The organism is Winogradskyella costae (assembly GCF_013403865.1).
GTDB classification, from domain to species: domain Bacteria; phylum Bacteroidota; class Bacteroidia; order Flavobacteriales; family Flavobacteriaceae; genus Winogradskyella; species Winogradskyella costae.
Genome location: NZ_JABFDK010000001.1, coordinates 32,134 through 52,968, shown reverse-complemented (window position 1 = coordinate 52,968; position 20,835 = coordinate 32,134). Strand labels below are relative to the sequence as shown.

Below are 20,835 nucleotides of genomic sequence, written 5' to 3'. Positions count from 1 at the left end.
AGGCTTTTTTTATTATCAAAAGAAATTGATATTTTCTTATATCTTTAACCAACCCAAAGTACTTCATTATGAAACAAAAACTACTTTTATTTTTTATTACACTATTTTTTACGATGATTGCTTCAGCGCAATGTGATATCGTTACCACAAATTATTATGAAGACTTTTCTGTAATACCTAATGAATGCTGGGAAGAAGCAGATAATGGAGATGCTGAATCTGGACCTATGGATATAGGATCGGGATCTTGGTTGGCAGAAGGATTTTTAAATAATGGATTAAGTGGTGCATATCGCATAAACCTATATTTAGCTAATAAAAGTGATTGGCTTTTATCTCCAGAGTTTGATTTGTCAGGTGGTCCTTTTCAAGTGGATTTTGATTTTGGCATCATGGCATGGGATAGTAGTACCACTGCAGGTACGTTGGGATCTGATGATACGGTTCAATTGTTATTAACCAATGATGGTGGTACAACATGGATACCGCTATTAACTTATGATGAAAACTCAGAGGTATCTGTTGAAGGTGAACATCCTATTATTGATTTAACGGCCTATAGTGGCGAAACTGTTCAATTTGGAATATTAGCTTCAGAAGGCGAAGTCGATGATATTGAAGATGTAGAAGTATTTGTCGATAATTTTAGAGTGAGGAATTTAATTACTTGTTTCGAACCCATAGCGCTTAATGCTAATAATTTAAACTTTACTTCGGCAGATATTAGCTGGGAAGAACAAGGAACAGCAACCTCATGGAATATAGAATATGGTGTTGCAGGTTTTACACTAGGAACGGGAACCATGATTAATGGAGTTACAGAAACAATGTATAGTGTAACAGACTTAACTAATAACACAGCATATGATTATTATGTTCAATCGGTATGTGGCGAAGAATATTCTAATTTTGCAGGACCATTTACATTTACAACAACACTTCAAACTAATTTTGATATAGATTGCGTTGCGAACGGTTTACTTACTCAAGATTACTGTTACGATAGTGGTGGAGCGACTAATCCAGTTATTTTTACTTATACAAGTGCTGACGGAATTACACCAGTAAATTTAACATTCAATTCTGGATTTATAGAAAATGGTTGGGATGAGTTAGTAGTTATAGATTCTGATGGCTCTACATTTCCTGGTTATGCCGCAGAAGATGAGAATTATGGAAATAGTGGTGATTTAACTGGGCTAACTTTTCAGTCAACAGGAGATTCTATTTCATTCTACATAAATTCAGATGCTTCTGTAAGTTGCCAAAGTAACTCTGGCAACATGAGTCAAGGTATTAATTATACGGTTTCTTGTGCTACATGTATTAATCCAGGAGTGACATTTGAAGCGGTTAATGATTGTGAAAATGGAGAGCAATTTTTAATCGATGTAGATGTGACGAGTTTGGGTGATGCCACTTCACTAACAATTTCAAATAATAATAATGAAGAAACAACGTCTGTAACAGCAACAGGAGTGTATCAAATAGGTCCTTTTCCTTTTTTAGTTGATGTAATTGTTTCCGTGGAGAATGACCAAGATGAAACTTGTAGTGTCAATAGCTCAATCATACAAGTTTTAGGTTGCCCTCCTTCTAATGACGAATGTGATGCGGCGATTGTTGTACCTGTTAATAGTGGAATATCTTGTGATGTTTTAACTTCTGGTACTATAAATTTAGCTTCAGATTCTGGTTTGCCAAATAATAGTTGTGAGGGAATACCAAATGACGATGTTTGGTTTTCTTTTGAAGCTACAAGCGAAGAGCACGCCATCTCAATTGTTAATTTGGCAAATGGAACGTTAAGTATTGACCATACTTTGTATGAAGGTACATGTGGTGCTTTAACAGAAATATATTGTTCTCAAGGTTATTCAAGTATTGTTTCTAATTTAACTATTGGTGAAACCTATTTTATTAGAGTTTATTCACAAGAGGATATTGCAGAGACCACAACTTTTGATTTATGCATTAGAGAAACACCATCAGAATTTATGTGCGAAAATACAAGTATGTTTTGTGCAATAGAAGGTGTGTTGACAATTGATAACACTACGGGTGTTGATAGCTTTGGAAGTATTGGCTGTTTGTATAATGCACCAAACCCAACATGGAGTGCTGTTCAAATAGGTAGTTCTGGTTTAATAAACATGCAAATTGAACAAAGAAATGTTAATGATGTTCTATTAGATGCTGATTATGTAGTTTGGGGACCATTTGATTCTTTGGGTATGGCATGTGAAACTATTGTTTTCTCCGATTGCTCTAATTGTCCTAGTGATTCAGAAAACCCTGATTTTTATCCTTTTGGTAATATTGTAAATTGTAGTTTTTCAGCTAGTTCCATAGAAAATTTTACTATAGATAATGCGCAAGCAGGTGAGTTTTATATCCTTTTAGTGACAAATTATAGTGGCGATCCTGGTACTATTTCAATAACACAAACTAATATAAATGAAGAAGGAGCAGGTGGTCTTACTGCCGATTTTGACATCGCTTTAGGGCCAGATATGAATGTTTGTAATGATGATGCAGAGGATGTAATATTAAATGCTACTTCACCTTTCGCAGATAATTATGAGTGGTTTTATAATGGCGAATTATTATTCTCGGGAATAGATGTTAGCTCAATAGAGGTTAATTTGTCTGGTGTATACAAAGTTATAGCTTATAATAATAACTGTGAAACACTAGCAGAAGATGAAATTGTAGTTTCGTTTTTAGATTGTGATAATACAGGGATTATTGAAGTCAGCGCATTTTATGATGATAATGAAAATATGGTTTTTGATACAACTGAATCCAATTTTACCAATGGTTATTTTACCTATGAGTTAAATAATGACGGCATTATAAATACAGTTACTTCCTCTTCTGGAAGCTTTACAATAGCAAGTTTAGATGAAACAAATAGTTATGATATCAATTACTATTTCTATAGTGAACACGAAGATTGCTTTGATGTTTCGATACTTAGTTTTGAAGATGTAAGTGTACCATTAGGTGAGATTATCACAATTGAATTCCCTATCGTTAATGACCAGTCTTGTGAGGATGTCTCAGTCCATCTTATTAATCAAGAAACACCAAGACCAGGATTCAGTCATACCAACTATTTAATACTTGAAAATCTAGGTGTCTCTGCAACTTCAGGAACTGTAGAATATCTATTAGATGAAGATTTAACAATTAATAGTATAAGTACAGGTAGCAATTATTTAACCACAACATACGCAAATGGTTTTAGTCTCGATTTTGTTAATTTATTACCTCAACAAACGATAATTGTGAATGTAAATTTACAAACAGCAACCTCTGCGAACCTTGGTGATTTAGTTACCACCACGGCAACGTATACAACGTCTTCGAATGATATAGTTTCAGAGAACAATGAATCTTCTGTTACCGAAGAAGTCATCGGTTCTTACGATCCTAACGATAAAATGGAATCTCATGGAAAAGATATTTTGTTTGATGATTTTGCAGCATCAGACGAATATTTATATTACACCATTCGTTTTCAAAATGTGGGTACAGCAGAAGCGATTACCGTTAGAATTGAAGATGTTTTAGATACACAATTAGATGAATCGACTTTTCATATGTTACGTTCAAGTCATAACTATGTGGTTACGAGAACAGATCGTAATCTAGAATGGAATTTTGATAACATCAACTTACCAGCAGAGCAAGATGATGCAGATGGTAGTAATGGTTATGTGTATTTTAAAATAAAACCAAATGTAGGTTATGCTATTGGTGATATCATTGAAAATACAGCAGCTATTTATTTCGATTTTAATGCACCTATTATCACCAATACGTTCCAAACTGAATTTGTAGAAACCTTATCTGTAAATGGTTTTGATAATACTGGTTTTAGTCTCTTTCCTAATCCAGCAAAAGAAAACGTCACCATTCAATTGGCATCGTCTAATTTTGAAACTGGAAGCGTAAATATTTACAACATTCAAGGAAAAGCAATTCTGAAACCTATTGATTTTGAAGGGAATTCTTCGATTATAGATATTTCTAGTTTAGAAAGCGGCTTGTATTTTGTAACGTTGACTGTTGAGGATTCTGTAACGATTCAAAAGTTAATTGTGGATTAGGTTGAAAACTTATTTTAAATGAAAAGCTTCAGGTAATTTCTGAGGCTTTTTTTGTAATGTTTTATATTTTATTTCGTCAAAGCACTCTAACTTAAAATCATATTATGAAAAAAACAATTTACGTATTCCTTTTATCCGTATTTGCGATGGCTTGCAAAAATGAAACAAAACAAGATGTAACAAAATCTGTTGAAGTTGAAGAAATGACAACAGAAGATGTGAGCACAAGTATCTATCCAGAATCTATAACTAAAGTTTTTGATGCACATGGCGGTATTGATACTTGGAACAAAATGGAAACGCTTTCTTTTTCTATAGCAAAACCTACAGGGATAGAAAAGACGACTAAAAATTTAAAAACTAGAGCCGAATTAATTGAGACACCAACATATACCCAAGGATTTGATGGGGAAACGCTTTGGATTAATGAAAAAGATGGAAATGAATATAAAGGAAAACCTCAGTTTTATAAAGGCTTGATGTTTTACTTCTATAGTATGCCTTTTGTCTTTGGAGATGATGGTATTTCTTATGCACAGACAGAGTCTCTAGTTTTTGAAGGAAAAACATATCCAGGAATTCTAATTTCATACGAAGCAGGTGTTGGTGAATCTTCAGACGATCAGTATAAGATTTTTTACGATGCAGAAACAGGACAAATGCAATGGTTAGCTTATACAGTTACTTTTGGTAAAGCAGAAGGAAACCCAGATTTTCATTTTATAAGGTATAATAACTGGCAAACTGTTAATGGTTTGGTAGTACCAAAAAGTGTGGATTGGTATAATTATGAAAATAACGTACCAACAGAAAAGAGAAATACAGTTGAGTTTACTGATGTTTCACTTTCAGAAAAAACACTTGATAAATCAATGGTTACAATGCCAGAAGGAGCAACTGTGATTGATTAATACTTTTGTGAAAACAAAAAAAGCGAACTGTAAGGTTCGCTTTTTTTTTGCTAATCTATTTGACTAGGTTTCTCAGAAAATCGTTTCCAAAGTTTTGTTTGGTGTGTTTCTAGACTTAAACTTCTACCGTCAATAAAGGCGTGCGTTAATTGGTTGGTCCGCATATCTAAAGCATCACCTTCACTAATAAACAGAGTGGCGCTTTTGCCAACTTCAAGAGTACCGTACATAGTGTCTATACCCATAATCTTCGCAGGATTCTGCGTAATTAACTGTAAAGCTTGTGCTTTAGTTAACCCATGTGCGACCGTTGTACCGGCATAAAACGGAAGGTTACGAGAATTCATTCGCTCCATTTGTCCACTAGGCTCTAGGGCGACTAACACGCCTGCATCAACTAGTTTTTTTGCAAGTTTGTAAGAGGTGTCGTAATCGTCATCTTCTAGTTCTGGTCTAGAATGTACACGTCTTAAAAATACAGATACATCATTTTGTTTTAGGAAGCTTGCGATATTTCCGGCTTGATAAGCACCAACAATCGTAATTTTAGAAACTCCTTGTGACTTTGCTAAATTTACAGCATCGGTAATTCCTTTTTCATCATCTACTGTAATATATAAACGTTTAGAGCCATCAAATACACCAGCTAAAGCTTCATATGGTAAGTGACGTTCAGTAGAACTTCCCATACTATAACTTTTAGATTCATTAAAATAATCACCTAATTCTTTAACTTGAGTAGCGTAGTTTTTATTCGGTTTTAATCCCGGATCTTCACCTAGCCACCAACGTCCACGGCTAAAGCTGCTTGGCCAATTGACATGTATACCATTATCAGACTTTATAGCAGCATCTTCCCAATTCCATGCGTCGTATTGTACCACAGATGAGGTTCCTGAGATACGTCCGCCTCTAGGTACAACTTGTCCTAATAATACTCCATTAGGTCGCATAGATTCTGTAATTTTAGATTCTGTATTATAGGCAATAATGCTTCTAATATGTGGGTTAAATGTACCCAATTCTTCAAGATCATCAGAAGCTTTTACTGCGTCTACTTCAACGAGTCCTAAAGTGCCATTTGCAACAATAAATCCAGGATAAACATCTTTGCCTTTACCATCAATGATGTCCATAGTTTGTCTGGTCAATGGAGTAGAAGATTCTGGTCCAATTGTTGTTATTTTTCCATTACTAACAACGATAATACTGTTTTCGATAACAGTTCCATTTCCTATATGAGCTGTAGCTCCAACAATAGCAAAATCTTTGGTTTGCTTTGGAGCTGGAGTTTGTTGTGCAAATCCAATTGAAATGCACAACATAAATAATACACTATTTATTTTATATAAATTTTTCATTTGTTACTGTGTTTTAGTTGTGTAAGTCCATTGAATCACAATGCATTAATTTTTCCTCTTTCTTTTTAACAGGTTGCGTTTTTAATCCTTTGTTTTTATCTTGAAGCATTAAATTGATAAGTTCACTTTTCTCTTTTTTAATCGCTTCTCTCATTTCTTTGTCACGCGATAAATCGAAATAAGTAACACCTTCTATAATAGTTTTTTCTGCTTTTGCATAAATGGATAAGGGATGATCCGTCCACAATACAACATCTGCATCTTTACCCACTTTTAAGCTTCCAACCTGTTTGTCTAAGTGTAATAATTTAGCCGGATTTAAAGTCACAAATTTCCATGCGTCTTCTTCGCTTACACCACCATATTTAACTGATTTAGCAGCTTCTTGGTTTAAACGACGCGACATTTCGGCATCATCACTATTAATTGCAACCGTAATACCTGCGTTATGCATAATGGCCGCATTATAAGGAATAGCATCATTTACTTCATATTTATAACCCCACCAATCGCTAAATGTAGAACCACCTGCGCCATGTATTTTCATTTTATCAGCGACTTTATAACCTTCAAGAATATGAGTAAAAGTGTTGATTTTAAAGTTGAATTGATCTGCAACCTTCATCAACATATTAATTTCGCTTTGCACATAAGAATGACAAGAAATAAAGCGCTCTCCGTTTAGAATTTCAGCAAGTGTCTCCATTTCAGCATCGTGTCTAAATGGTTTGCCGCTTTTCTTTACTTCATCATAAGCTTTTGCTCTAGTAAAATAATCTATAAACACTTGTTCAACTCCCATACGCGATTGTGGGAAACGTGAATTGGTTCTACTTCGCGATTGTTTTACATTTTCACCTAAAGCGAATTTGATAAACTTTGGTGAATTTTCATAAACTAAATCATCTGCAGCTTCCCCCCATTTTAGTTTAATGATAGCAGAACGACCACCAATAGGATTTGCCGAGCCATGTAATATTTGAATAGAAGTCACACCACCTGCTAAATTTCGGTAAATATCTATAGCTTCATCGTTTAAAACGTCTTCAATAGTAACCTCTGCAGAAGAGTTTTGACCTCCTTCATTTATAGAAGATGCTGCAATATGTGAGTGCTCATCAATAATACCAGCTGTAATGTGTTTTCCTGTGGCATCTATCACTTTCGCCTTTTTACTCGTTATATCTTTTCCTATCTTAGAGATTTTGCCATCTTTAATTAAAACATCGGTATGCTCTAATATGCCTTCGTTTTCATTAGTCCAGACCGTTGCATTTTTAAATAATAGCGTTTCGGATTTTGGTTTCTCTCTGAAACCGTATGCTAAATTTGGATATGTAATCGGACTCATAAAAGGAATGTCATCCGTTTTATCAGATTTCATCTTGTCATTATTTTGGTCACTCTGCGAAATTGAAGTGTTTACTTTGGTTGCAACAAAGGATAGCTCATTACCGTTTGGTAAAATAGCTTTTCCATTAAGGCCATTCTTAATTGTGGCATTGGCTACAATTCTAATATATTCTTTTTTAGTGCTGTCTGCCGTTTTAACTGTAAGACTTAACCAATTATCTGCATAACTCGCTTTAGTCCCTAAAATTTTAGCGTTGCTCTCAATTTTAGCATCAGCTTTACTGGTGCTATTTGAGATGGTTAGTTTATAACTGTCATCGGCAAGTTTAAAATCATAGTCGCCATCAATATCTTTGGTAGTCATGTTTTCGATAACATGCGCTGAACCTTGTACCCAATTTTCGTAGAGTTTTGTTTTCTTTTCAAAAATGTCTCCATCGGTGATTAAAAAATTAGCATAGCTTCCTGTTTTTAAAGTCCCTAAAACATCTGATTTTCCTAATAATGCAGCAGGCACTGTAGTTAAGGATTCCAATGCTTTTTGTTTAGATAATCCACTTTCAATTGCCATCATTAAATTAGAAGAAAAGGTTTTATTCGATTTTAAACCATGCGTGGTTAACGCGAATTTAATACCGTTTTCTGCTAATAATCTCGGATTGTGGGGTTGCTGATTCCAAGATCGCATATCACTTAGAGATAGTGTGTTCGCCAAGAATGGATCATCAACATCATATGCTAATTGAAAATCTATAGGCAGAATAATAATGGCGTTTGTTCCTTTTATTTCATCAATACGTTCGTATTCATCCCCGCCACCAACAATGGTATATTGAATGTTAAACGCGTCACCAACTTTATCGGCACGCATGACATCAGCTCTACTTCCAGCTTCAAAAATTTGAAGTAAGTTTTTGTTTTTATTTAAGGCTTCGAGCGATAAATCTTTAGTGTCAATGTTTCCGGCGTCGTACCATTTTGCATCGTCATACATTTGACGTAATAGTGCCATACTTCCCATAATTGAAGATGGGTAGCGTTGTTGAGACGTTACACTTTTACTAAATGACAAATGCTGTGTTGTTTCTCCGTCCACAATGCGCATAGAATTGTCAGCGTTATTGTTAAGTGCAATTAAAGCACCTGTACCACGTACCACACCATCCGGCATATGTGTGTTAACAACTCCAAAACCTAATTTGTGAAGATCAGAAGCGGATTTAGTATCGTATTTAAAACTTGCCATGACGTCTTGCTCAGGCATAATATGGTCGTTCCAATAATAGCCACTGCGACTGGCTCCATATTGGGGTCCATCGCCTCCTCGTTTTGGTTTTTCTACACCAAAAGTGGTATACATATCAATAAATGAAGGATAAATCGTTTTTCCTGAGAGATCAATTTTTGTAGTGTTCTTTGGAATATTAACAGACTTACCAACACTAATAACTTTACCATCCTTAATAAGGAGCGTTGCATTATTTATAACTTCGGTTGGTGTTACATGGATCGTAGCATTTGTAAATGCAGTGTAGTTAGAGTTATTTGCAATGACACCAGAGTTACTTGGAAAGTAATCTTGTGCAAATAATGAAAAACTGCACATAAAAAAGAGCAGTCGTAAGTGTATTTTAATCATAAATTTTGGTGGGTTAGATTGAATTCTAAAGATAGGGATTTAACATTAAAGTCAAATTTAATTTCCTGAATTTAACGTCTGTATTGCTAAAGAAATAAGCTATAACTTACGTCGTTATAATGGTTGCTCTTCATAATAATTAACCAAAAGCGCAACGACATAGCTATAACTTTCCATACCAGCGGATTGATTATTCGCTTTTAAGAAACTGTCAAAAGTTTTTTCAAAAATAGGTTCTATTGGGTTTTCGTAAGCTTCCCAAAATTCGCGAACATCCTGATAATTTTTGAGGATACCTTTATTAACCGTTACAATTATACTGCCGTAATGTTCTGGGTCGCGTTTAAATAGTTCAGCCAAACAATACCGCAGCGCAAATGTATAACCCGAGTATTTAAAAAAAACATCATCATTATGAATAGCGGCTAAACTACCAATAAAGTTTGCTTCATTTTCTGCGGCATAACCTAGTTGATGTGCGGCTTCGTGGCAGGCTGTTGTTGGAAATTTATAGGTTGAAATTAATCCGTTAACCTGTGCTTCATTTGTAAATGGATTTAAATATCCCGAAAATCCCATATAAGTTAAGGGTAAACTATAAATGGACTTTTTAATACTTTTTGGGTGGTATTCAAGATGTGGATATACTTCAGAAAGGGTTTGGTAGCCATCCTTGACCTTTTTTAAAATTTCGGATTTTGTATAAGGCATTTCTACTTTTACCGTATCATTTCCTGTTAATTGAAACTGTAAAGTATTGGATTTGTGAATCAATTGTTCTGTAAATAAAACTAATTGTTCAGTGCTATAATCCGCTTCAAGATTAAGTGATTTATAGAGTGGTTGTCTGTAGTAGTTAAAAGCCCAAAGGAGGTGAAATGCAAAGTATGCGATAGATAACGTTGCCCCGACATCTAATAGCCATTTCACGGTGTCTTTAAAAATCCGTTTCCGGTTTACAATAAGCCACCTAATAAGATAGATTGTAGCTAACGTATAAAGAATATCTCCAACTGAAAATGGAATCCAGCCAAAAGTGTAGCGCATTATTTTTGAGATAAATACGTAAAGCCCGTTGCTATAAAACTGCTCAACAAATTCTGGATAATACTTTAATTGAGATAGCAATAGTAATTGAACTCCAAAGAATATAACAAGGATTAATTTTTTGTTTTTGCGCATAACTCAAAAATAAGGAAAAGAAGGGATTGATATCTCGTTTTTGTTGGAAAGGTAAAAAGTCTTAAGCAGGTATAGAAACATGTGTAGAATGTAAACAGAGAGTTATCCTTATTTTGTAAATTTGTAAATCTAAAAATAAGATTTATGAGTTCAGAAATAAGAGCCTTAGAGCCAAAACAACTATGGAATAAATTCGCAGATTTGAATGCTGTACCGCGCCCATCTAAAAAAGAGGAACGTGTCATTCAATTTATGAAAGATTTCGGAAAAGAATTAGGTTTGGAAACAATAGAAGATGAAGTCGGTAACGTTATTATTCGTAAACCAGCCTCAAAAGGTATGGAAGATCGTAAGCCAATTGTTATGCAGTCGCATTTAGATATGGTACATCAAAAAAATAACGATACTGTTTTTAATTTTGATGAACAAGGTATTGAGATGCATATTGAAGGAGATTGGGTAAAAGCAAAAGGGACTACCCTTGGTGCTGATAATGGATTAGGAGTGGCGACGATTATGGCCATTTTAGAAAGTAATACTATTGCGCATCCTGCATTAGAAGCTTTGTTTACAATTGATGAAGAAACTGGAATGACCGGTGCAAAAGGTTTAAAAGGAGGATTACTGAAAGGAGCTATTCTTTTAAATTTAGATACAGAAGAGGACGATGAAATCGGAGTTGGTTGTGCTGGAGGGGTTGATGTTACGGCAAGACGAACGTATGACGAAGAAGAGACACCTGAGTTTAAAATTGGATATACTATTACTGTAAAAGGTTTACAAGGTGGTCACTCAGGCATGCAAATTCATGAAGGTTTAGGAAATGCAAATAAATTAATGAACCGTTTGTTATTTGATGGTTTTGAGAATTTCGGACTTCGTATTTCTGAAATAGATGGAGGAAGTTTACGAAATGCTATTCCAAGAGAAAGTAATGCAATCGTTGTTATTGATGCGATACATGAAGCAGCTTTTGAAGCAGAAATGAAAGAATTTTCAGAGACTTTAAAAGTTGAATTTAAAACTATGGAACCTGATTTAGAAATTATTGTTTCTAAGACAGAGACTCCAGAGAATATAATGGATTTAGGTGTGCAAGAAGGCTTAACAAGAGCTTTGTACGCTGCCTGGAATGGCGTATATCGTATGAGTCCGGACATTAAGGATTTGGTAGAAACTTCTAATAATATCGCTAGAGTTATTGTTAAAGACGGTCATATAAAAATAGGTTGTTTAACACGTAGTTCGGTTGAAAGTACAAAACTAGATTTAGCTAATACATTGCGTGCTGTTTTTGAGTTAACAGGATGCGAAGTAGAGTTTTCTGGTGATTATCCTGGTTGGGCACCAAATATGGATTCTGCCATATTAAAAGTAATGGTTCCTATTTATGAGCGTTTAAATAATGGAGAGAAACCTCATGTAGCGGCTTGCCATGCAGGTTTAGAATGTGGGATTTTAGGAACTAACTATCCAGATATGGATATGATTAGTTTTGGGCCAAATATAAAAGGAGCACACTCACCAGATGAACGTGCTCAAATTTCTTCCGCTCAGAAGTATTGGAAATTTGTTTTAGAGGTTTTAGAAAACATTCCTAAAGCTTAATCTATATAAAAAAGACCCGTCAGGTTTTTTAAACTTGACAGGTCTTATATTTTAAAAGAAAAAGCAGCTGTTCATAGATTTATGAAGAGCTGCTTTTTTTAGGTCTTATTGTTAGTGTTGTTTACTTCTTAATACTTGCCAATTCAATGTCAAAAATTAAATTAGCACTTGGTGGAATTACAGGAGGGTTTCCTCTTTCACCATATCCTAAATAGTAAGGTATAAATACTCTAGCTTTATCTCCAATTTTCATATGAAGCATAGCTTCTCTAAAACCAGCAATTAAACCAGCCGTTTCATTGTATGGCATATCAAAAGTTGTGTAACGACCTGCTTTATCAGTTCGCTCATCGTACTTGCCATTTTTTTCAGCGACCTCTTTCCATGTCGTCCAAAAAAGCTCTCCGTTTTCTAAATAACCGGCACATTCTATATTTACACGATCTGTAGATTTAGGAGTTACCCCATTACTTTCATGAGTAAAAATCATTGCCATACCTGTTGGTGAGTCAATTTTACGCCCTTTTAATTCTTCGTTCTTTTTTAAGAATTCAGTTTTTGATAAATCAGCTTTTGCTTTCGCCTCTTTTTTCGCTTCCTCTGCTTTTGCAACAGCTTCAAGTTTTGCTGCAGCAGCTCTTTCTTTAATTTTAGGAAGTTCTTCTGTAAATACTTTAGGTGCATCAAATTTCTTTGCAGCTGCACCAATACGAATAATATTTAGTTTTTTAATAATGACATCTTCGAGCGGTTTGTTAGTTCTAGGTGCCACTTTTACATTCGATATAGTATCTAAAATGTTTAATCCTTTTACTAATTCACCAAAAACAGCGTGGCAAGAAACTCTAGGGTTTCCACAATCTCTTAAAACACCGTTTTCATCATAACCATCTAACCATGGAGTAACTTTTTCAGTGATAAAAAATTGACTTCCATTAGAATTTGGTCCTCCATTTGCCATAGATAATACACCTGGCTTATCATGTTTATATTCTGATACTAGTTCGTCTTCAAATTTATAGCCAGGATCACCAGAACCTGTTGCTGTTGGATCGCCTCCTTGAATCATAAAATTATTCATCACACGATGAAACGTTAAACCATCATAGAAAGGCTTTCCTTTAAATTCGTCTTTAACTAAGGGATGATTTCCTTCTGCCAAGGCTACGAAGTTTGCGACTGTCACAGGAGCTTTATCAAAAAAGAGTTTAGCAACCATAGTATCTTTAGAGGTTACAAATTCGGCATAAATTCCCTCTTCTAAATCAGAATAACGTTCTTGGCAAGAAATATTTGCTAATACTAATAGTGCAACGAATGCTGTAAGTGCTTGTTTAATCATTTTTTTGGGTTATAGTGTTTAAAGTTACTTCACAAATTAGTGGAACATTGGTTCCGATTTTATGTTCATCTCCATAATATCCAAATGCTTTTTGGGATGGAAAAATAAACGTTGCTGTTTCGCTAGGTTTTAAAAGTTTTAAGCCTTCACGCAAACCAGTAAACAATTCTTCTTTATCTATAATATAGGTCTTATTAGTGTTTGCATAAATTTCAGTTCCTTCAATATTAGAGACATCGAAAGTGAAATTAACAACATCACCAAATTGAGGTTGAATGGTATCCATTTCAATTTTTGAATTGTAATAGTACCAAAAGCCACTTTCTGAAGCGATATAGTTATTATCAGGGTTACTTTTAATAATATCTAGAATTTGTTGTTGCTCTAACTCATTAAGCTTTTTATTACGCTCTGCAGAGGCTTTTAAAAATGAGCCAGATTGTACGGATTCTGGTAGGCGTGCTTCAGGAGGTTTACAGCTAAAACACAGCAATACTACTGTAGAGACTATGAGTAGGTTTTTCATATTATATTATTTTAATCGGTACCAATTTAGGGGGTCATTGGTTTAAATCTTGTTTATATTGTGGTAATATACTAATAAATTTGTTTAATGTTGTTGCCATATCATCATCGCTACGTCCTCCAGCGGCATTGGTGTGTCCACCTCCATTAAAATGCGCTCTCGAAAATTCGTTCACCGAAAATTCTCCTTTACTTCGTAGAGATATCTTTATAATCTGATCTTGTTGACTTTCTATAAAGATGGCAGCAAAAATAATATCTTTTAATGATAAAGCATAATTAACAAAGCCTTCCGTATCTCCTTTCTTATAGTTAAACTCATCTAATTCGGACTGAGATAAGGTCATATAAGCAGTTCTTAATTCGGGCATGACTTTAAGGTTTTGCATAGCTCTACCTAATAATTGTAAACGACTATAACTATTAGTATCGTATATATTATTGTGTATTTGAGAATTGTCAGCTCCTTTGTCAATTAAATTACCAATTACTTGATGGGTTCGGCTTGTCGTTGCTGGAAAACGGAACGATCCTGTATCTGTCATTATTCCAACATAAATACATGTGGCAATAATGGCATTTATTTTATCATCATCGCCAAGCATTTCAATAAAATTATAAACCATTTCACATGTTGAAGACATGCTTATATCCGAGTACGTATATTTAGCGTAATCGTCTGGCTGCTGATGATGGTCGATCATTATCTTAATCGCTGTGGATGATTCTAAAACTTCAGCCATTTGATTTCCTGCACGATGAAAGGCATTAAAATCTAATGTAAAAATAAGATCTGCATTATTAATGAGTGTTGTGCATTCGTCTTGTTGCATTTCAAATTTTAAGACGGTATCATCTCCTGGTAACCATTTTAAAAAATCAGGATAATCATTTGGTGCAATAACGATTGCATTATGATTGTATAGTTTGAGATAATGATACAATGCTAAAGTCGAACCCATAGCATCTCCATCTGGATTTCTATGTGGGACAATAACAATATCTTTAGGTGTTTTGAGTAAGTTTTTTAATTCTGAAATTTGTGCGTTTATCATTCTTTGACGTTCCGAATAATTTTGAAAATTCGGGCTTTTAATTTTTTTATTTTATTACTAATAAGTCTAGAAATAAAGTATTTTTCATAGTGTGCTAAGATACAATTTAATAACAAATCGTTTAAATACCGATGAATTATTTTGAATTATCTTTGGGGTAAAATATTATTATGACGTATAAACTCTTACCTGTTTTATGTACTGTTTCAGTATTGTTTTTATTAGGCTGTAAATCTTCGGAAAAAAAGGATGCAAAGCTTACTGAGGTTGAAATTAATAAGGCCGATTACACTATTGCTTTTGGTTCTTGTAATAAACAAAACACCTCTAATTTACTTTGGGAGCCTATTTTAGAACACCAACCAAAAGTGTGGATTTGGGGAGGTGATAATGTGTATTCTGACACGGATAATATGACCAAATTAAAGGCTGATTACAACCAACAATTGGCTGATACAAGTTATCAAAAATTAATAGCTTCTTCAAAAATATTAGGAACTTGGGATGATCACGATTATGGTTTAAATGATGGTGGTGTCGAATTTTCAAAGAAAAATGAAAGTCAGCAAGAGTTTTTGGATTTTATTGGTGTTTCTAAAACAGATTCGCGTAGAAATAGAGCCGGAGTTTATCATTCTGAACTTATAAATCTTGAGAAAGGAAGTATTAAAATAATTATTTTAGACACGCGCTATTTTAGAACAGAACTAACTAATGATGGTTCCTCAAACAAGCGTTATCAACCTAATGCTTATGGGGAAGGTACAGTTCTTGGAACAGCACAATGGAGTTGGTTAGAAAACGAATTAAAAATGTCAGAAGCCGATTTTAATATCATTGTAAGCAGCATTCAGTTTCTATCGTATGAGCATGGCTTTGAAAGTTGGGGGAATTTTCCCCATGAGGTTGATCGCTTAAAAACTTTAGTAGTAGACTCTGAGGCCAATGGTGTCCTTTTGCTTTCTGGTGATCGTCATATTTCTGAATTTTCTAGTACTGAATTAGAAGGTTTAGAGTACCCGTTAATAGATTTTACCTCTAGTGGATTAACGCATGCTTATTCAAAATTTTCAGGAGAACCTAATCCTTATAGAGTAGGTGAGGTGGTTGCTGAGATTAGTTTTGGACTTTTGCATTTTAATTTTGAAACCAAAGAAATTGAAATGGAAATGCGTGGTGAAAATAATATGAAACTAAATGAATTGAAGCAAAAGTATTGATGCTTGTTTTTTGCATAAAATATATTACTTTTGCACCCAAATTCGCCCAAGCATATTTAGCGAAGGTGTAACCCATAAAAAAAAATACATGGCGACTAACAGAACATTTACAATGTTAAAGCCTGATGCTGTTGAAAAAGGACACATTGGCGCAATATTAGAAAAAATTTCAGCTTCAGGATTTAGAATCGTAGCATTGAAATTAACACAGATGACTACAGCAGATGCTGAGGATTTTTACGCAATTCATAACGAGCGTCCATTTTTTGGAGAGTTAGTAGAATATATGACTCGTGGTCCTATCGTAGCAGCTGTTTTAGAAAAAGAAAACGCAGTTGAAGATTTTAGAACATTAATTGGTGCAACTAATCCTGCTGATGCAGCTGAAGGTACTATCCGTAAATTATATGCAGCCTCTATTGGTGAAAATGCAGTTCATGGAAGTGATAGCGATGAGAATGCAGCTATTGAAAGTGCTTTCCATTTCGCAGGAAGAGATATGTTTTAAGCTAAAACATTATATAATATTGAAAAGACCATCTGAAAGGATGGTCTTTTTTATTTAAAATTATTTTAAAGGTTGCGTAGTGACCTTATTTCAGTGCTTAAAAATTAAACAAAATCCCGATAACTATCGGGATTTTTAAGTAGGAAAAATAGATAATAGATTATATTGATTTTGCTTTCGGCTATACTAAAGCACCATTTGCTCCGATTACTTGACCCGATATCCATTTTGAGTCATCACTAGCTAGGAACAATACCACTTTAGCAATGTCAATTGGTTCTGCTAATCGGTTAAAGGCGTTCATTGAACTCAATTTATCTATAGTTTCTTGTGATTTTCCGTTTAAAAATAATTCTGTCGCGGTCGCGCCCGGAGCAATAGCGTTCACAGAAATACCTCTTCCTATTTCTTTTGAGAAAACTTTTGTTATTTGCTCTACAGCGGCTTTTGTTGCAGAATATAAAGCGTACTTAGGAAACATTAATTTGGCTGTGCTCGAAGAAAAGTTAATAATAATTCCGTTATCCGCGAGTTTGCTATCCGCTTCCTGAAGTGTATTAAAAATACCTCTAACATTAACATCAAAGAGCTTCGTGAATTCGTCTTGAGTGTTATCCTTTAAAAATTTATTATACATAATGCCGGCATTATTTATAAGGACATCTACTTTGCCAAAAGCTTCTATAGTTTTGTCAAATAGATTGATGACTTCATCTTTTTGACTAACATCTGCCTTAATTGCTAGGGCCGTGCCACCATTTTGAGTGATTTGTTCTACCGTTTTATTTGCTTCACTTTCACTATTAGAATGGTTGACAATGACTTTAGCACCATTTTTTGCTAAAAGGAAAGCAATTTCTTGTCCAATTCCTTTTGATGATCCTGTGACTATAATGACTTTGTTGTTTAATTTCATAGGGTTTATTTTTTTGTTGTGTTTTGTTGTTCATTCATAAAATAGAGCAGTAGAAACAGAAAACCAATATATGTCGATTGTAATCCCACGAGATCCCATTTCTGTGCAAAAGAACTTCCTATGACCAATATATTCATTAGTAGAAAAGTGGCTATTAGGGTTTCTCTAGTAAATTTATTTAATAGTAATAGAATACCAATAATCATTTCTGCAAACGGAATCGTATAGGCTAAAGGGGTAACTAAAACTTCTGGTAATAAGGTGTCTTTGAATGTGTTTTGCATGCCTGTAACAAACTTTTCTAAATTTGGCATCCTTACCAGACCATGAAAAAAGTAATTTATACCAAAGGAAATTCGTAGTAGGTGTATGGCTAGAGTTTTATTGTCTAAAGTATTTAATTTCATAATATTTATTTTTTAGTTAGTATTTAAACATTCTAATTGGTATGTGTTTTATTATGTGAATTATAGTTTTAAATTATTCAAATAAATGGATAAACCAAAGATATAATGGTCTAAAATCACATCATTGTCATACAGCTTTCGCAGTCCTCTAATACCTTCAAAGGCACTAATTAAATAAATGGCTACAGCTTCACTTGGAACCTCCTTTTTTATAGCGTTTTGGATTTTGCCTTTTTCAATAAGTGTAATGAGTGCATCTTTCCAGTTGTCGACGATATTTTTTAAGGCTAATTGATAACTAATTTCATAATTTCCAATTTCATTGATAAAGTTATTCATTGGGCAACCATGCTCTTTATCGTAAAGCGGGAAGGATTTAATTCTATTTAAAAAGGTGTTTTCTAAAATTTCCATGGCATTACCAGACTCACTTAAGGGCAAGATCATACCATCGTAAACCCGTTTTTGAATTTTTAATTTAATGACTTCTAATCCAAGTTGGTGTTTGCTTTTGTAATGATGATAAAATGCTCCTTTGGTCATTTTTGTAGCTTTCATTACATCATTTACGCTCGTAGATTTAAAACCATTTTTATAAAATAGATGAAACGCTTCATGTATAATATGTTGTTTCGTGATTTCGGATTTTAATTCTTGTTGCATATTACAAATATACAAAAAAGTCTACTCGGTATGTTTTTTGTAAAATAAAATATTATTGTTGGTTTTAGATCCATTTTGATTTAACGCCTATTGCATTAAATTATTAACGACGTTTTTCCTTAGTATAATACGTCCTCTTATCCAATTTAACGTTAAGAATAAGAGAACGTTTAAAATCGATTTGTTTATTTCTCCCTTACTGTTGCTAATCTTTAAGTTTTCGTTTAGCAACAAACGTACCATTTGGCTGAATGAATTTGACTTCATTAATACTTTTGTCATCACTTTCTAAAAACTCAATCTTAAAACCTTCGAGCGTTTTAAAATTAAATTTATGCATCGCTGTAGGGATTAAGGCATATTCTGGTTGTCCTGGTACAAACACATAAAGTACGTTTTCGTCTTTAATATAGGCCTTTATTTCTGTTCCCATTAAATCAAAATCACCTACATATTGCTCTAAGGCTTTAGCATCCATGTCAATGATATTTGGTGTACGTTTAAAAGCTATAGGATCTACTAAGGCTTCAATATCCACTCGACCATAATCGATATCACCTGCAATATTAGTGCTAAAGTTAATTTTAATTGAATTACCTATAGCTGCGGTATCTACTATTCCGTTTTTAACTTCAAGAAGCTCAAAGGTGTCATAATGAAAATGATTTAGATACAGTTTGTCTTCGTTTAGTTCAGAAAATAGGGAGTCATTTTCTATTATAATTTTAAACTTACCGTAACCTTTCTGCTCATAAGTACCAGTGTAGTCTAATTTGGTATGTGAGGGTTTTGTGTTTTTTACATTAGAAGTTTCTGTATTGTCTTTAGCTTCTTCCATGACTTCTAACGATTTTTCTAAATCGTTTCTGTGCTTTTCTACCCAATCCGTTTTATTAACTTTTAGCATACAATCTGCAGCAATATTTCTAATAAGTTTAGGAACCTGAGAACCATTTTGATTGGATAAAACCACAATACCTAAACTATCAGATGGATACAAAGCCACGCTAGCAGAAAATCCATCTATGTTACCACCATGTTCTACCATATAATGGCTTTTGTAAGAATGTAAAAACCAACCATAACCATAATTAGCGAATTGTGCATCTGGCAATTCTTTGGAAGGAAATCCTGCAGCGACGACCATCTGAGAGCTCATGGCTTCTTTTATATAATCTTTTGGTATAATTTGCTTGTCTCTATATTTTCCATCATTAATCCAAGTTATTAACCATTTACTCATATCATAAGCGCTACTGTTAATACTTCCTGCAGGAGACATACCCGCAATATCGTAGTAGTCCATTTTGGTTATATTTCTATCGGCATCTAAGTCGTAACCTATAGCGGCATTAGAACTCGATTTCATACCTGCAATAGTCGTTTTAGAACGATCCATTCCCAAGGGTTTAAAGAATTTGTTCTCAATATTTTCTTCCCAAGTTTTACCTGTAATTCTTTCGGTAATTACACCTTGTAACAAAAAGCCAAAATTGTTATAATACCATTTTTGGCGCACTCCGGTAAAAGGTTCGTGATATTTTATCTTAGCAATTAAGCTGTCTTTGCTATGGCTTGGAAAAAAATACCATGAACCATCGTGCCTTGGTAAACCTGTGCTATGACGCATTAGATCCTTTATGAGAATGTTTTTGTCCATATCGTCATTAAAAAATTCTAATTCTGGAATGTGTTTTCTAGGACGATCATCAAATGTTAATTTGTCGACTTCACGATGTAATCCTAAAAGGGCAGATGTGAATGCCTTAGTGCTAGAGCCTATGGCAAAAAGCGTGTTGGCATCTGCAGGGATTTTATTTTCATAATCGGCATAACCAAAACCTTTGGCATAAATAATTTTGTCTCCTTCTACTATAGCTACAGCAAACCCTGGCGCTTTTGTGCTTTCCAAAACGGCATTAAATTGCTTTTCTATGCCTTTAAGACGTTTGTCTGTCTGAGAAAATATTAGAGTAGAAACTAGTGTTAACGCTATAATAAGTAATCGATTTTTCATTTTTAGTTGGTTT

At 34.1% G+C, this 20,835-nt stretch carries 15 protein-coding genes; 5 read left to right on the top strand and 10 right to left on the bottom strand.

Annotation, left to right across the window (positions count from 1 at the left end):
* The first annotated feature begins 68 nt into the window (after positions 1–68).
* Both HM986_RS00250 and HM986_RS00245 read left to right on the top strand, forming a co-directional pair.
* A complete protein-coding gene (locus HM986_RS00250; RefSeq protein WP_179333083.1) occupies positions 69–4,115 on the top strand; it encodes a T9SS type A sorting domain-containing protein in 4,047 nt (1,348 codons plus the stop codon).
* Positions 4,116–4,219: 104 nt separating this feature from the next.
* Positions 4,220–5,026, top strand: a complete 807-nt coding sequence (locus HM986_RS00245; protein WP_179333082.1) for a DUF6503 family protein — start codon at positions 4,220–4,222, stop codon at positions 5,024–5,026.
* A 50-nt stretch (positions 5,027–5,076) separates the two neighbouring features.
* Here the strand turns inward: HM986_RS00245 and HM986_RS00240 are convergent, their stop codons facing one another.
* The 3 genes from HM986_RS00240 to HM986_RS00230 form a co-directional block, all read right to left on the bottom strand.
* Positions 5,077–6,387, bottom strand: a complete 1,311-nt coding sequence (locus HM986_RS00240; protein ID WP_179333081.1) for an amidohydrolase family protein — start codon at positions 6,385–6,387, stop codon at positions 5,077–5,079.
* 13 nt (positions 6,388–6,400) lie between these two features.
* Positions 6,401–9,379 (bottom strand): amidohydrolase family protein, encoded by a 2,979-nt coding sequence (locus HM986_RS00235; protein ID WP_246288435.1) that lies wholly within the window; start codon positions 9,377–9,379, stop codon positions 6,401–6,403.
* A 114-nt stretch (positions 9,380–9,493) separates the two neighbouring features.
* The gene (locus HM986_RS00230) at positions 9,494–10,561 is read right to left on the bottom strand and encodes a DUF3810 domain-containing protein (RefSeq protein WP_179333080.1); all 1,068 of its coding nucleotides are present in this window, start codon (positions 10,559–10,561) and stop codon (positions 9,494–9,496) included.
* 144 nt (positions 10,562–10,705) lie between these two features.
* Between HM986_RS00230 and HM986_RS00225 the strand changes: the two genes are divergently transcribed.
* Positions 10,706–12,169 (top strand): aminoacyl-histidine dipeptidase, encoded by a 1,464-nt coding sequence (locus tag HM986_RS00225; RefSeq protein WP_179333079.1) that lies wholly within the window; start codon positions 10,706–10,708, stop codon positions 12,167–12,169.
* Between the two features lie 121 nt (positions 12,170–12,290).
* Here HM986_RS00225 and HM986_RS00220 read toward each other — a convergent pair whose 3' ends face one another.
* The 3 genes from HM986_RS00220 to HM986_RS00210 are packed head-to-tail and all read right to left on the bottom strand — an operon-like array spanning position 12,291 to position 15,091.
* A complete protein-coding gene (locus tag HM986_RS00220) occupies positions 12,291–13,511 on the bottom strand; it encodes a peptidylprolyl isomerase (RefSeq protein ID WP_179333078.1) in 1,221 nt (406 codons plus the stop codon).
* Positions 13,504–14,037: a gliding motility-associated peptidyl-prolyl isomerase GldI gene (gene gldI / locus HM986_RS00215; protein WP_179333077.1), complete on the bottom strand. Its 534-nt coding sequence runs from the start codon at positions 14,035–14,037 to the stop codon at positions 13,504–13,506. Before gldI ends, HM986_RS00220 begins: the two co-directional genes overlap by 8 nt.
* Positions 14,038–14,071: 34 nt before the next feature.
* Complete coding sequence (locus tag HM986_RS00210) at positions 14,072–15,091, bottom strand: DHH family phosphoesterase (RefSeq protein ID WP_179333076.1); 1,020 nt, start codon at positions 15,089–15,091, stop codon at positions 14,072–14,074.
* Between the two features lie 170 nt (positions 15,092–15,261).
* Here HM986_RS00210 and HM986_RS00205 point away from each other — a divergent pair, with 170 nt between their 5' ends.
* Positions 15,262–16,311, top strand: a complete 1,050-nt coding sequence (locus tag HM986_RS00205) for an alkaline phosphatase D family protein (RefSeq protein WP_179333075.1) — start codon at positions 15,262–15,264, stop codon at positions 16,309–16,311.
* Between the two features lie 88 nt (positions 16,312–16,399).
* Positions 16,400–16,819, top strand: a complete 420-nt coding sequence (locus tag HM986_RS00200; protein WP_179333074.1) for a nucleoside-diphosphate kinase — start codon at positions 16,400–16,402, stop codon at positions 16,817–16,819.
* A gap of 181 nt (positions 16,820–17,000) precedes the next feature.
* Here HM986_RS00200 and HM986_RS00195 read toward each other — a convergent pair whose 3' ends face one another.
* The 4 genes from HM986_RS00195 to HM986_RS00180 form a co-directional block, all read right to left on the bottom strand.
* Positions 17,001–17,735, bottom strand: a complete 735-nt coding sequence (locus HM986_RS00195) for an SDR family oxidoreductase (RefSeq protein ID WP_179333073.1) — start codon at positions 17,733–17,735, stop codon at positions 17,001–17,003.
* Positions 17,736–17,740: 5 nt separating this feature from the next.
* Positions 17,741–18,142 carry a MauE/DoxX family redox-associated membrane protein gene (locus HM986_RS00190; RefSeq protein ID WP_179333072.1) on the bottom strand — a complete coding sequence of 134 codons (402 nt, stop codon included), beginning with the start codon at positions 18,140–18,142 and terminating at the stop codon, positions 17,741–17,743.
* Positions 18,143–18,202: 60 nt separating this feature from the next.
* Positions 18,203–18,805, bottom strand: coding sequence for a TetR/AcrR family transcriptional regulator (locus tag HM986_RS00185; protein ID WP_179333071.1), 603 nt, complete (start codon positions 18,803–18,805; stop codon positions 18,203–18,205).
* A gap of 205 nt (positions 18,806–19,010) precedes the next feature.
* The gene (locus HM986_RS00180; RefSeq protein ID WP_179333070.1) at positions 19,011–20,822 is read right to left on the bottom strand and encodes a serine hydrolase; all 1,812 of its coding nucleotides are present in this window, start codon (positions 20,820–20,822) and stop codon (positions 19,011–19,013) included.
* Between the last annotated feature and the right edge of the window lie 13 nt (positions 20,823–20,835).